Raw genomic sequence first — 13,651 nt, 5'->3', positions numbered from 1 at the left:
GTGGAGCTGCATGACAAAGTCATCGGGCATTATCTGAACATAAAACACTATCAATAAGTTGGAGTCATTACCCAATAATATTACGCCATGCTGTGACAAATATCACACCCTACTCAATTTAAGGATAAGGTAATAAGGCGAGTTTCCCCGCCTTTGGCGTCAGGGTGCCAGAGTGTGGGCGATGGCGCGGAGCTGTTCCGCAATGGCCTGCAGATCTTTTCCCTGCTCGATTCGGGCGCCGCTGGAATGGCGTATCACCAAGCGCGCAGGCAGAATGGATGAGGTATGCGGCGCACCGCTGGTGCTGGCGAGGATCCGCCGCACCGCCTCCTTCCCCTGCAGATCGAGATCCAGCGACACCGTACTCAACGACGGATAGAAAAAAGAGCTTTCGTAGGTATCGTCATAGCCAATGACGGACTTCTCACCCGGCACCGCCACCTGATGCTGATGGAAGGCGCTGAGCACCCCCAACGCCATCTGGTCATTTCCTACCAGCACAGCGCTAAAATTGGGCGTTTCGCGCAGCATCTGCAGCGCACCGGCATAGCCGCTTTGCGCATCCCAGTTGCCGTGCAGGACGGTCACCGGCTTCAGACCGTAGCCCTGCAAAGTCTCCAGCCAGCTTTTTAACCGGAGTTTGGCCGAGACAGAATTGTCCGGTCCTGCCAGCAACGCGATCTCCCGATGCCCCATCTCATAGAGATATTTGACGCTGGCCCGCGTGCCGTCCGCCGGGTTAAACGAAACGTTAAACACGGAGCTGTAAGGATCAACATCGAGAAACAGGCAGACGATATCATCGTTGTCAGCGGCGATTTTCTGCGCCTGTTCGGTCTCCAGTGGCACGTTGATAATGACTTTGTCCACTCGCTGAGATTTCAGCTCATTGATAGAATCCTGGATACTTTGGTTGACGCTCTCATCGATCATCGAAATCAGAACCTGATAACCTTCCAGATTGGCATAACGTTTTACCGCCGTCGCCACCTGGGAAGGCGCATGCCAGGCCAGCGAAATAGTCACCAGCCCGACCGTCTGACTCTCCTTTCCCACCAGCTGCTGCGCCAGCCGGTTTGGCACATAGCGTAATGCCTCTATCGATTTCTCCACCTTGCGGCGCGTCGCTTCGGATACATTGGCAGATTTGTTGAGTACCCTGGACACGGTCTGGTAAGAGACGCCCGCATGACGGGCAACGTCTTCCAGAGTAGCGCTTTTAGACTTCATGCTCCGGTTCCTTATGTTGTTATCTCATGATTGTAACAGGGGCCATTTAAAAAAACGCTCACCGCCACCTCACGCTGCAAAATATCACCTAAAAAAGTATTACGTTCACAATACAGTGAATTGTGAATAACCTCACCTATCGCAACAAAAACTAGTGTGATTATTTGCAGTTAGTCACAAAACAATCATATCTCATTTGCCTGTAGTTACATTTAGACATTTTATTACATTAGTTATGTGAACGTAATACAAAACAATAAGAGGATAGAGATGAACACTACACTGCGTGCTCTTTCAGTCGCGTTAGCCGCTGCGCTAATTGCTCCTTCCGCGTTTGCGGCTTCCGCCGCGATCCCAACGATCGATTTCCATGGCTATATGCGCGCCGGGGTTGGAGTCTCCAGCGACGGTAGCGAAGTGGAATGGCAAAAAAATAAGCTGGGCCGTTTGGGGAACGAGTCGGATACCTATGGCGAGCTGGAGCTGGGCTCTGAAGTCTATAAGAAAGATGACGTCAGCTTCTATCTCGACAGTATGGTCAGCATGGTCTCCGACGGCTCTAACGATAATGAAACCACGCTGAACGATGATGCACAGTTCGGCTTACGTCAGTTGAACCTGCAGATAAAGGGGCTGATCCCTGGCGATCCAAATGCTGTGATCTGGGGCGGTAAACGTTACTACCAGCGCCATGATCTGCATATCATCGATACCAAATACTGGAACATTTCCGGCTCCGGAGCCGGGGTGGAAAACTATACTCTCGGCCCGGGCGCCGTCTCGCTGGCCTGGATCCGCGGCGATGCCAACGATGTTGACTATCGCGTCGATGGCGACAGCAACGTCAATATCAACTATATCGATTTACGCTACGCGGGCTGGAAGCCGTGGGCGGGCTCGTGGACCGAATTCGGTATCGACTACGCGATGCCAAACACCACGAAAAAACAGGATAGCTATGGCGGACTGTACGATGCTGACAACGGCGTCATGCTGACCGGTGAAATCAGTCAGGATATGCTGGGTGGCTATAACAAAACCGTGCTGCAGTACGCCAACAAAGGCCTGGCGCAGAACATGGTCTCCCAGGGCGGCGGCTGGTACGATATGTGGAACTACGTGAATGACGCCACCGGTTATCGTGTGATTAACACCGGCCTGATCCCGATTACTGAAAAGTTCTCTATCAACCACGTTCTGACCTGGGGCTCGGCGGATGACATTACCGACTATACCGACAAAACGCGGATGCTGTCGCTGGTCGCCCGCGGACAGTACCAGTTTACCGACTACGTGCGCCTGATTGGCGAAGTTGGCGGTTTCTATCAGAAAGACAGCTACAACAATGGCACCAGCTACAAACAGGCGGGTGAGAAATACACCATTGCGTTGGGCCTGGCGGACGGGCCAGACTTTATGTCACGTCCGGAATTACGCATTTTTGCTTCGTATTTGAATGACTCCGAAGATGGTAAACCGTTTGAAGACCAGACGGCGAATAATACCTGGAATTTCGGCGTGCAGGTTGAGGCCTGGTGGTAATCGCACACGGTTAAGACTCATACGTTATTTTTATCTCCTGCTGTAAGACTGTTAATTATCTTCCGGTAAACTTTATTGCCACTGCTGTCTTTGTCTTATTTTCGGGATAACCTGTTTTCAGGTTATCCCGTTTTATTTATTTCCGGGCAGCAAAATGTTCATCCAGAAGCTGACGCAGCGCATCGGACTGTTTACCGAAAATAGCATGCACCTGTTGACAAAGAATAATAACCCCCAGCGCGCCCTGCTGCTGTAATGCGTCCGTATCTACGTCTGCAAGATGACGAACAGTCACGCGCAGACGCGTAATACAGGCATCCACTTGCGTAATATTCGCTTCGCCGCCGAAGGCCTGAATAAGCGCCTCGATTTGCTGTTTTTCCGCCTCGCTTAATGGCTGTGCCGGACGCGCTGGGGAGAAATAGTGCAGGAAGGATTTTAAACTCACCATAATAAACTCCAGGTTTAAGATAAAAAAAGCCTGCTCGTCAGAGCAGGCGTGGAAAAGAAGAAATTACGCGTGACGACGGAGAATACGGCAATCCCATGCCGACAGGGTCAGTGGAGCCGACACCGCCGCGTCGGTCAGGCAATCCCAATATCCTTGCGGCAGGGTCAGGGTATGGTTTTGGGCGCTGTAGTTCTGCAGGAAGATAAAAGAGTTGTCACCGTCGGTGCGCGCAGTAGCCACCACGCCGGGTGGTAACTCCGTCGCTATCGCCCGCGGCAGGGCCAGCTCCTTGCTCAGGGTGGTAAAGAAATCGCGCTGGAAGGCTAAATCGTTGCGGGAGGCCACATGCCAGGCTTTGCCTTTCCCGAACTCGTTCACCGTCACAGCCGGCCGGCCGGCATAAAAATCATCCCGGTAGGTGGCCAGCGCCTGGGCGCTCTCTGTATGGATTAGTTCGCAGAGATGGCGCACCTGATAAGGGCCCTGCAGACCGCACTGATTCCCGGCAAGTCCCTGCACCAGATTAAACTCGCCGTCATTCAGGCAGTCGATCTCTTCCGCCCAGATCCCCAGCAGATTGCGCAGCGGGCCCGGGAAGCCGCCGAGATAGCAGAGATCGGACTCATTGACGATGCCGGTCCAGTAGGTGGTCACCAGGTGGCCGCCGTTGGCGACAAACGCCTCCGCCCGCCCGGCAAAGCCGTCGCGCACCATATATAACATTGGGGCAATCACTAACTGGTACGGCGTTAAATCGACATCGGCGTCAATCACATCGACGGCGATGCCCTGCTCCCAGAACGGGCGGTAGTGCTCGTTGACCGTCTTCTCATATTCCATCCCAAGATTGCGCGGCCCCTGGGCGTCATCCAGCGCCCAGCGGTTCTGCTGGTCGAAGATAATCGCTACTTTCGCCTCGGTGCGACAGCCCCTCACCTCCGGCAACTTACTGAGGATCTCGCCGAGCTGGCAGACTTCGCGGCCAATGCGGGTATCAATATGTCCGACGTGGTCGACCACTGCGCCGTGAAATTTCTCAACCGAACCGCGGCTTTTCCGCCACTGGAAATACTGCACCGAGTCGGCGCCATGCGCCACCGCCTGCAGCGAGGAGAGAATATGCATTCCCGGCTTCTTCAGTTTGCTGGTCGGCTGCCAGTTGGTGGCGCCCGGCGTGGACTCCATCAGCACAAACGGCTTACCGCCCTTCAGGCTGCGCATCATGTCGTGATACATCGCGGTGTAGCAGGCCAGCGCAGTTTCGTCTTTATCGCGGTGCCACATCGGATAGCTATCCCAGGAGATGAAATCCAGCACCTCCGCCAGCTGCCAGTAGTCGTAATCGTAGAAATATTCCATAAAATTGGTGGTCACTGGCAGAGCGGAATTCGCCGCTTTCAGCGGAGCAATTTCATGGCGGCAAAAATCGGTCACCTGAGCGGTGTTAAAGCGATGCCAGTCAAGATTGAGACCGTGGATCGACATCTCGCCCTGCGGCGCAGGCGATTCAATCTGCGACCAGTCAGTATAGGTATGGCTCCAGAAGGTGCTCCACCAGGCCTGGTTGAGATTCTCCAGGGTCTGGTAACGCGCCTTCAGCCAGTCGCGAAAACGATTCTGGCAGAGATCGCAATGGCATTCGCCGCCATATTCGTTGGAAATATGCCAGCCCAGCACCGCCGGGTGTGAGGAATAACGTTCAGCCAGCAGGCTATTGATTTTCAGAGTCTTCTCGCGATAGACCGGCGACGACATACAATGATTGTGACGGCCGCCGTGCAGGGCCGGCACCCGATCGCGCCCCACCCGCAGAACCTGCGGATAGCGTTGCGACATCCACGCCGGACGCGCGCCGCTCGGCGTGGCCAGAAAAACATGTATACCGGCGGCATACAATTTATCCAGAATAGTGTCCAGCCAGGCGAAATCAAACACCCCTTCGCGTGGCTCCAGTTTCGCCCAGCTAAATATTCCCACCGACATCACATTGCATTTTGCCTGCTGCATCATGGCAATGTCTTTATCAATAATATCGGGGTCATTCTCCCATTGCTCCGGATTATAATCCGCGCCATGCAGCAGCGTATTAACCTTCGGATGTAAAGGTGCAAATTTATTCATAATAAACTTCCTGAAAAGAACGACAAAAAAATCAATTAAATACTTTTACCGACGGCAATACTTTTCCCTGGCAATCAAATAGCGCCTGATTTTCACGCGCATTACCCTCTTTCCACTCGTCATGGATATATTTCATTCCCGCCGGCGTGGCCCAGGTATTTCCCGGCACGGCAATCCATGTTGGTTCCCAATAGAAAATACCTTTACCACGCTGGTCAGGCACATTAACCACCGCCTGCATTAAATCGTGAATATAGTTATATTGCCCCTGTACGGTGGCGGGATATCCCCCATCCTTTTCTTCTTTCGCCTGGAAACTATTTTCCGCGTTATCGCAGTTGGCTAGGGTATAGGCATAGGCCGCCTCGACGACGATGACGTCTTTGTTATAGCGTTTGCTGATGTCATCCATATTGGCCTTCAGGGCGCTGATCGGCCCATTCCAGTAGGTGTACATCGACAGACCAATCACGTCATACGGTACATGGCGCTTGTCAATCTCATCAAACCACCAGCGGAAGGTATCGTTCTTGGTCCCTTCGGCCAGATGCAGCATGATTTTCACATGCTCGCCGTTACGTAGATTCTCCTTCAGGCCATCAATGGCCGAGTTCAGCAGGCCGGCCAGTCGGTCGAACTCGCCGCCCCCCTGCCCCCAGCTTTTCCCTTCCGGCCACAGGATGCCGCCGTTGATTTCATTGCCAATCTGCACCATATCCGGCAGCACGCCCGCCTGCTTAAAGCGGGCGATGGTATCGCGGGTATAGTCATGAATTGCCGTTTTCAGCTGCGGGTAATCCATCTTTTCCCAAGCTTTCGGCTTGAACTGCTTGCCGGGATCGGTCCAGAAATCGCTGTAGTGAAAATCAAGCAGCAGTTTCATCCCCTGGACTTTCGCCCGCTTCGCCAGCGCCAGGGTGGTGGCCAGATCATTGTTCCCACCGCCATAGTCCTCGCCGCTCGCCGATTGCGGATCCACCCACAGACGGAGGCGGACATAGTTGACGCCGTTCTCTTTCAGAATAGCGATCGGATCCTTGCGCTGATTATTCTGATCGTAGAACGTCGCCCCGTGCTTTTCGGCGTCCAGCAACGTGGAGATATCCGCGCCTTTGATAAAGTCCGCCGGCATGCCTTGAAAGGCGCGGGTTTCAAGCTCGTCCGCGGCCAGAGAAGAGGTGGAAAAACTGCATGCCAGACAAACCGCAAGCCATGCGGGTGTGAATCTTTTCATGTGCTTATCCTTTAGTGCTGCCCGAGGTCAGGCCGGAGACGAAGTATTTTTGTAACGCCAGGTAGAGGATCGCCACCGGTACGGCGATCAGCACCGCCCCCGCCGCGTAGGTGGTGTAGCTGGCACCCATTTTTTGCGCCACCAGGTTATACAGACCGATAGGCAGCGTGTATTTATCCGGGGTACGCAGGATGGTACTGGAGAGGATGAAATCCCCCAGCGGCCCAGTGAACGAGAACAGCGCCACCACCGCGAGGATCGGCCTCGACAACGGCATGATGATCTCGATAAAGATGCGAAAGCTGCTGGCACCGTCCATGCGAGCGGACTCATCCAGGTCTTTAGGGATCGCATCGAGATACCCTTTCATCAGCCAGGTATTCATCGGGATCATCCCTCCGACGTAGATCAGCACCAGCGCCAGATGGCTGTTAATCAGGCCAAGCAGTTGCGACAGGACAAAGATCGCAATCAGCGCAGAAAACTGCGGGATCATCTGCAGCAGCAGGAACAGCATCAGCCCGTTCTGCCGCCCTTTAAAGCGGAAGCGGGAGAAGGCGTAAGCGGTAAAGCTAACGCTAATCAGGGTCAGTACCATGGTCAGGAAGCTGATTTTCATCGAGTTCCAGTACCAGGTGAGGTAATTCACATTGCCATTGAACAGATCGGCATAGTGCTGGAACGACACATTTTCCGGAATGATTGAGGTACTGAGCAGGCTATTGCCGGCGTTCAGCGATGCCCCGACCGTCCAGACCAGCGGATAGATAATCACCACCGAGACCAGGATGACCACCAGCCCGGTGAGAGAGAGTCGGATCCACTTTTCGCGTTTAATACTGGGTGATTGAGCCATGTTGCTTCCCTTACGCCATGTCGTCATTTTTGAAGGATTTGGTGGCGCGGAACTGCCACAGCGCCAGGCCGACGACAAAGATCGACAGCAGGATCGTGATGGTCGCCGCGATGGCGTACTGCGACGAGGACATCGTCAGCTTATAGATCCACGACACCAGAATATCCGTCCCGCCGGCGTTAGAACCCACCACCGCAGGGCCGCCGTTGTTGAACAGGTAAATGATGTTAAAATTATTAAAGTTGAAGGTGTACTGGGTGATGATTATCGGCGCGATCGCGTACAGCACCAGCGGCAGAGTGATGGTGCGCAGACGGGTAAACGCGCTGGCGCCGTCCATCGTTGCGGCTTCATACAGATCGTCCGGGATCGCCTGCAGCACGCCGGTGGTCATGGCAAACACAAACGGGAAGCCAAGCCAGGTCTGCATCATAATCAGCGCCGTTTTGGTCCAGAACGGATCGGTGAGCCATGCCTTCGGACTGATGCCGAAGAATGAAAGGATCGCGTTGTTGATGACCCCAAAGGAGTCGTTGAACATCCCGGCAAAGACGAGGATGGTGACAAACCCCGGCACCGCCCACGGCAAAATAAAGATGGTGCGGATCAGCGGTTTAAAGCGCAGATCTTTTTGGTTGACCAGAATCGCCAACAACACGCCCACCGTACACTGCAGAGTGGTCGCCAGCAGCGTCCATACCACGGTCCACTGCAGCACATCCAGGAAGGTGGAGCGCCAGATGGAGAGGGTGAAAATATTGACGAAGTTTTTCAGCCCCACCCAGTCAACCAGCTTCGCTGGCGGCGTGTGGTACAGGTTGTAGTTGGTGAAAGCGATGGCAAAACCAAAAAGAATCGGAAAGATCACCACAAAGACCAGCAAAATAAAACCCGGGGTGATCATCAGGTACGGAAAGCCGTCGCTTAGCAGCATCTGGTACTGCTTACGCACGCTGTTGAGAACGCTCCCCTCATCACGTTTTTTACCGTTGAGCCACGCATCACGCAGCGAGAGGAAATAGATCAGCACGCCAAAGGCGACGATCAGCACGCTGATAATCCCCTCGGCTAACAGGAAGATAGAGTTATCGCGCGGTACCTCCTCGCCCAGGGTATATAGCCCCCACAGCCCCTCGCGCAGGAAATCATAAAAAATACCCAGAAAGCTGCTCAGCAGCGCCAGGAAGACCAGCCCTTTCAGCCACTGGCGATGATAAAACTGACCGAAACCCGGCACGATTGCAAGTAGCAGGCCGCACCACGCATGCCGCCCGGGCCCGCGCGCGTCGCCAAAATTTTCGCTGGAATGGATGCTCACACTCAACTCCTTCTACAAACGGGAGGTCCCCCTCCCGCTCGGTGACTTCACGTAACGGTGAATTACTGATTGCTGGCCTGCATTGCTTCGATCTGCATCGTGATCTGTTTCACCGCATTATCGAGCGCGGCCTGCGGCGCCTGCTTGCCGGTGAGGCTCAGTTCAAGCGCGGCATTGGCCGGCCCCCACACTTCCCCCATCTCCGGAATGCCCGGCATCGCCACCGCCCGCGCCGACTGGATAGCGACGGCGCTGGCCTTTTGGTCGTTTTTAATCAGCGGATCGTCAATCATCGCCTTCAGCGGCGGAATTTCGCCGGTGGCGACATAGCGGTCTTTCACATACTGCGGCTGGTTGATGAACTCGATAAACTGTTGCGCCATCGCTTTGTCTTTACTCCAGGTCGATACCACATAACCTTTGACGCCCAGGAAGGAGCTCATCGGCTTACTGTCCGGTAGGGTCGGCAGCGGCGCCACGCCATAGTTAATGCCAGCGGCTTCATATGGCTGGAAGGCCCAGGGCCCATTGATCACCGCCGCCGCTTTTTTCTCGGTAAACAGCGAATCGATGGCATTCAGCCCGTTATCGCCGAGGATCCCCGCCGGAAAGACCTTCTCGGCATAGAATTTTTTCAGGAAGGTGACGGCTTCCACTGCGCCGGGGGTATTGAGGCCCACCTGCTGCGGGTTAAAGCCGCTGCTGTCGTTTTTAGCAAAGATATAGCCGCCCATCGGGCCAATCGCCCCCCAGCTGTAGTAGATCTGGTCAAACTTGGCGAGCAGGCCGTATTTGTTCTGCTCGCGCTGGGTTTTCGAGTAGTCCAGCCAGGCCTGCAGGCTGTCCAGCGGCTTGTCGATCAGGTCCTTGTTGTAGATAAGCACCAGAGTTTCCACCGCCTTCGGGATCCCATACAGCGCGTTGTCCATGCGGAAGGCATTGATGGAGGCTGGCGTAAAGGCATCCTGTTTCGCCTGATCGACGCTGAGCGGCGAGAGAAGTCCCTGAACCACGGCGCCGCCGAGCTGGTCATTCGGGATCACCAGCACGTCCGGCCCAATGCCCGCCGGCCCGTCGAGACGCAGTTTTTCCAGCTGCTGGGCATAAGGCATCTCCTGCAGATTGACCTTCACGTTGTACTGCTTTTCAAAATCGCTAACCGCGGTTTTAATACCCGCGGATTTCTTAATGTCTTCCCAGACGTTGAGCTGCCCGGCGGCGTGCGCCTGCAGGCTGGTGAGTTGCCCCACCGCCAGGGTGGTAAGGATTAGTGCAGCAAGCGTGTTCTTTTTCATTATCAACCTCATGTGAAGGTATAACAATTTAATGGTTTTTATGTGACTTACGTCTGCCAGTTAGAAAAATAAATCATTTCAAACTGCCGTATTACATTGAAAACATGTTCTGATTCGCTTTTGTTATACGCTACGCTTTGATCGTTGATAAAACTACCATAATCTGCCAGTTGTGTGATCATCCTTGCAGAAATGAAACGTCCCTGTATGGCGCAAAATCCGTGGAAGTTATAGTTAGACCATGACTTTACTGCTGTTGAACATCGTCACACCGATTTGTTATACGTAATACAAATCATACTCAACATAGTGACAAACCAACGGCAAATAACAGCTACTCACTCCGGGGAATGTGGATGTCCAATATACGACTGAGGAATGTCACCAAAAGGTTCGGCAGCACGGTGACGCTGCACCAGGTCAATCTCGATATTGAAGATGGCGAGTTTGCCGTTTTCGTCGGCCCTTCCGGTTGTGGAAAATCGACGCTGCTGCGCATGATTGCCGGGCTGGAAGAGGTCAGCGAAGGAGAAGTGCTGATCGGCGATGAGGTGATGAATGATGTGGTGCCCGCCCGCCGTGGCGTGGCAATGGTCTTCCAGTCCTATGCGCTCTATCCGCATATGACCGTGGCGGAGAATATGGGCTACGGGCTGAAGGTGAATAAAGTGCCGAAGGAGGAGATCCGCCGCCAGGTGGAAATGGTGGCCAAAACCCTGCAGCTCTCGCACCTGCTGGACCGTAAACCGAAGCAGCTCTCCGGAGGACAGCGGCAGCGCGTGGCCATTGGCCGCGCGATCGTGCGTAATCCCCGGGTGTTTATGTTCGATGAGCCGCTCTCTAACCTTGATGCGGAGCTGCGCGTCGATATGCGCCTGCATATTGCCCGTCTGCACCAGGAACTGAAAACCACCATGGTGTATGTCACACATGATCAGGTGGAAGCGATGACCCTGGCCGATAAAATCGTGGTGATGAACCACGGGAAAGTCGAACAAATGGGTTCGCCGATGGCCCTGTATTACAATCCGGTCAACAAATTCGTCGCCGGCTTTATCGGCTCGCCGAAGATGAACTTTTTGCCGGCCGTCGTCAGCGACTGGCAGCCGGAATGCTTAACGGTCACCCTCGCGCAGGACCATCAGCTGACCCTGAATATCGCCACCCAACCGCTGAAGCCCGGCGCTGCGGTAACGTTAGGGATCCGGCCAGAACACCTCACTCCGGAGGTCACTACTGGTACGGTGGTGGAGTTTCAATGTGAAGTGGTGGAACGTCTGGGTAACAATACCTACCTGTTTGGCCAGTGCTACGGCCACGATAACGTCAAGGTTTTGCTGCCCGGCGACGTCCATTTCCGCCCGTGGCAGAAGATTAATCTGGCCTTCGATGAGCGCTTCTGCATGGTCTTTGATGAGAACGATCTGCGCATCAGCGCCGACATCACGGCGCCGGACGCGCACTAAGCCAACATTTTTGTCATCTACGCTGCGTATGTTAAAGTCTATCCTAGCTATGAGGAATCTCTAGAAATGCGCGAGTAAACAAAGGCAGGCATAGGGTTTTGTGATTTACTGATTTGTGCTATCAATTCAGGGAGATCAACTCTATGCCTACTCGTCATGTATGTCAGAATTTTTTCCGTGATGCTCTCGCGCCGTTTCACAAATATCTACAAAATTCTCTACTGGATGCCACCACTGCGCTCATTAAGGGCACATTTCTCATGCTGACCAGTATTAGACGTTATTTGCCCGGCAACGCACAAGTCAAAAACAAAATTAAACGAGTGGATCGTCTGCTTGGTAATGAATTGCTTCATCATGATAGCCATATGATTTAAAAATATTATTACCACCATGTGTGTAAGTTCACAGAGATATTGCAACTGCCTCCGGATAAGTAAAGGGAGATTGCTATGTTAATGCAACATGTCGGCGTCGGGTATTTGGGTTATCACCGTGCAGCCATCTATGCGATGAAACACTCTGTTATGCCTGAGATCGCCAAATTAAGAATGAAAGCACTGCACTTCTGGGAATGAGATGAACGGTGCGCTGGGCAAAGCTGCACTGATCTTGAGGGTGTAAGTCCCTCCGTAGAAAGGACCAGCCAGACCTCTACGTAGCGAGTCTTGCATCTCTGGCGGTAACAAAGGAGATGAAGCGTAGACAGCGAAGCACCCGAGCCGAAACCAACTGGTGAACGTGACAGATCCGAAATACATTTTAATCGTGTGTGCCGAAAGTTTCGTTCAGCTTGCAGGCAACAGCGGTTGCATGGTCACACTGGCGAGCATCCATGCAACCGCACACACCGGAGCCGCAGGCGTCGGCGTGTTTGCAGAGAACAGTGTGGAACCCAGGAGCTCCTGATGCCTCTCAAGGGAACGAGTATCTCAGGTACAAGTGCGAAAACACAAGACCACAGAAACGGGTATCAGGAAGTCGGAGTCAGCCATAGTAGTGATGAAGCGAGTAATGATCGTGGATCGAAGGGCTGACGGACAGATCGAACGTGAGAGAGAAACAATGACCGTACACAGCAACGACGGACTATCATGGTTAACGAAACTTGAGCGTATAGGCGAGAAATCAGCAGCCAACAAACATAAGATGTTCAGTAATCTGGGGCATCTGGTGAACGTTGACATGCTGAAAGGACAATTCCTGCTACTCGACGGGAATAAGGCTACAGGTATTGATGGTATGGACTAAAGCCGCTTACAGTGAACGCCTTGATGAGAACATTACTTCTCTCATCGTGCGTATACGCAGAGGGACGTATCACCCGCAAGCGGCAAGAATCACGGAGATACCAAAAGAGGACGGCAGTAAACGGCCGCTGGCTCTCTCGTGCATCGAGGATAAACTGGTGCAACTTGCTGTCAGCGATATTCTCAGCAGTGTCTATGAGCCACTGTTTCTGCCCTGCTCATACGGTTTCCGACCGGGATTAAATTGTCATGCTGCTTTGAAGGCTTTGCAACAGCAAACGTTCCGCAACTGGAATGGCGCGGTGGTGGAAATCGACATCCGAAAGTATTTCAACACAATTCCACATACTGAATTGATGAATTTACTGCGGAAGAAGACATCAGATCGTCGTTTTCTCAGGCTGGTCGAGGTCTCAATAACGGCACCTGTTATCAGGGGGAAAGAGATATCAGAGAATGAACAGGGTTGCCCGCAGGGTTCGGCCCTGTCGCCAATACTCGCTAATATCTACCTGCATCATGTAATAGACGAATGGTTTGCTCAAATCACGCGTTCACACATCCATGGGCGGGCTGAGATGGTGAGGTATGCTGATGATATGGTATTTACCTTTGAGTTCTTTAGTGAAGCAAAACGCTTCTTTAGGAGGCTACCGAAAAGGCTGAATAAATATGGTCTGGAGTTGCATTGTGATAAATCACAATTAATTCCCGCGGGTCATATAGCAGCAATGAGAGCTAACCAGTCGGGAAAACGCCTGCCTACGTTTAATTTTCTGGGATTCACATGCTACTGGGGTAAAACACGAAAAGGGTGATGCTGCCAACTTACTGATTTAGTGTATGATGGTGTTTTTGAGGTGCTCCAGTGGCTTCTGTTTCTATCAG

General features: G+C 53.1%; 10 protein-coding genes and 3 pseudogenes. 6 read left to right on the top strand and 7 right to left on the bottom strand.

The window, feature by feature from the left end; all coding sequences use genetic code 11:
- Window positions 1-57, top strand: a complete 57-nt coding sequence (locus tag RTW80_RS31580; protein WP_003032489.1) for an IS1 family transposase — start codon at window positions 1-3, stop codon at window positions 55-57.
- Between the two features lie 102 nt (window positions 58-159).
- On the opposite strand, the gene RTW80_RS20955 is transcribed toward RTW80_RS31580, so the two are convergent.
- On the bottom strand, window positions 160-1,230 hold the full coding sequence (locus RTW80_RS20955) for a LacI family DNA-binding transcriptional regulator (RefSeq protein WP_000837747.1): 1,071 nt from the start codon (window positions 1,228-1,230) through the stop codon (window positions 160-162).
- Window positions 1,231-1,500: 270 nt separating this feature from the next.
- On the opposite strand from RTW80_RS20955, the gene RTW80_RS20950 reads away from it, so the two are divergent.
- Window positions 1,501-2,772, top strand: a complete 1,272-nt coding sequence (locus tag RTW80_RS20950) for a maltoporin (protein WP_001098396.1) — start codon at window positions 1,501-1,503, stop codon at window positions 2,770-2,772.
- 136 nt (window positions 2,773-2,908) lie between these two features.
- On the opposite strand, the gene RTW80_RS20945 is transcribed toward RTW80_RS20950, so the two are convergent.
- The 6 genes from RTW80_RS20945 to RTW80_RS20920 all read right to left on the bottom strand — a co-directional run bounded on the left by RTW80_RS20945 (window position 2,909) and on the right by RTW80_RS20920 (window position 10,047).
- Window positions 2,909-3,223, bottom strand: coding sequence for a glucose PTS transporter subunit EIIB (locus RTW80_RS20945; RefSeq protein ID WP_000254058.1), 315 nt, complete (start codon window positions 3,221-3,223; stop codon window positions 2,909-2,911).
- Window positions 3,224-3,286: 63 nt separating this feature from the next.
- Entirely contained in the window at window positions 3,287-5,344 is a 2,058-nt protein-coding gene (locus RTW80_RS20940; protein WP_001031684.1) for a beta-galactosidase, read from the bottom strand.
- A 31-nt stretch (window positions 5,345-5,375) separates the two neighbouring features.
- Window positions 5,376-6,578: an arabinogalactan endo-beta-1,4-galactanase gene (locus RTW80_RS20935; protein WP_000819837.1), complete on the bottom strand. Its 1,203-nt coding sequence runs from the start codon at window positions 6,576-6,578 to the stop codon at window positions 5,376-5,378.
- 4 nt (window positions 6,579-6,582) lie between these two features.
- Window positions 6,583-7,434 carry a sugar ABC transporter permease gene (locus RTW80_RS20930; protein ID WP_063119094.1) on the bottom strand — a complete coding sequence of 284 codons (852 nt, stop codon included), beginning with the start codon at window positions 7,432-7,434 and terminating at the stop codon, window positions 6,583-6,585.
- 10 nt (window positions 7,435-7,444) lie between these two features.
- Window positions 7,445-8,752: a carbohydrate ABC transporter permease gene (locus tag RTW80_RS20925; RefSeq protein WP_000022200.1), complete on the bottom strand. Its 1,308-nt coding sequence runs from the start codon at window positions 8,750-8,752 to the stop codon at window positions 7,445-7,447.
- Window positions 8,753-8,814: 62 nt separating this feature from the next.
- Window positions 8,815-10,047, bottom strand: a complete 1,233-nt coding sequence (locus RTW80_RS20920) for a maltodextrin ABC transporter substrate-binding protein (RefSeq protein ID WP_000742442.1) — start codon at window positions 10,045-10,047, stop codon at window positions 8,815-8,817.
- A 356-nt stretch (window positions 10,048-10,403) separates the two neighbouring features.
- Between RTW80_RS20920 and RTW80_RS20915 the strand changes: the two genes are divergently transcribed.
- The 4 genes and pseudogenes from RTW80_RS20915 to RTW80_RS20900 all read left to right on the top strand — a co-directional run.
- Window positions 10,404-11,513: an ABC transporter ATP-binding protein gene (locus tag RTW80_RS20915; protein WP_016243364.1), complete on the top strand. Its 1,110-nt coding sequence runs from the start codon at window positions 10,404-10,406 to the stop codon at window positions 11,511-11,513.
- 143 nt (window positions 11,514-11,656) lie between these two features.
- A pseudogene (locus RTW80_RS20910) lies at window positions 11,657-11,887 on the top strand (IS4/IS5 family transposase); the annotation flags it as partial.
- A 78-nt stretch (window positions 11,888-11,965) separates the two neighbouring features.
- Window positions 11,966-12,088, top strand: a pseudogene (locus tag RTW80_RS20905) (IS481 family transposase); the annotation flags it as partial.
- 490 nt (window positions 12,089-12,578) lie between these two features.
- Window positions 12,579-13,578: pseudogene (locus RTW80_RS20900) on the top strand (reverse transcriptase domain-containing protein); the annotation flags it as partial.
- Window positions 13,579-13,651: the final 73 nt, after the last annotated feature.

It is taken from the genome of Escherichia sp. AM3 (assembly GCF_032029835.1).
In the GTDB taxonomy this organism is placed as follows: domain Bacteria; phylum Pseudomonadota; class Gammaproteobacteria; order Enterobacterales; family Enterobacteriaceae; genus Escherichia; species Escherichia coli.
Note: the sequence above shows the minus strand (reverse complement) of the source record. Positions and strands in the feature narration are given on the sequence as shown.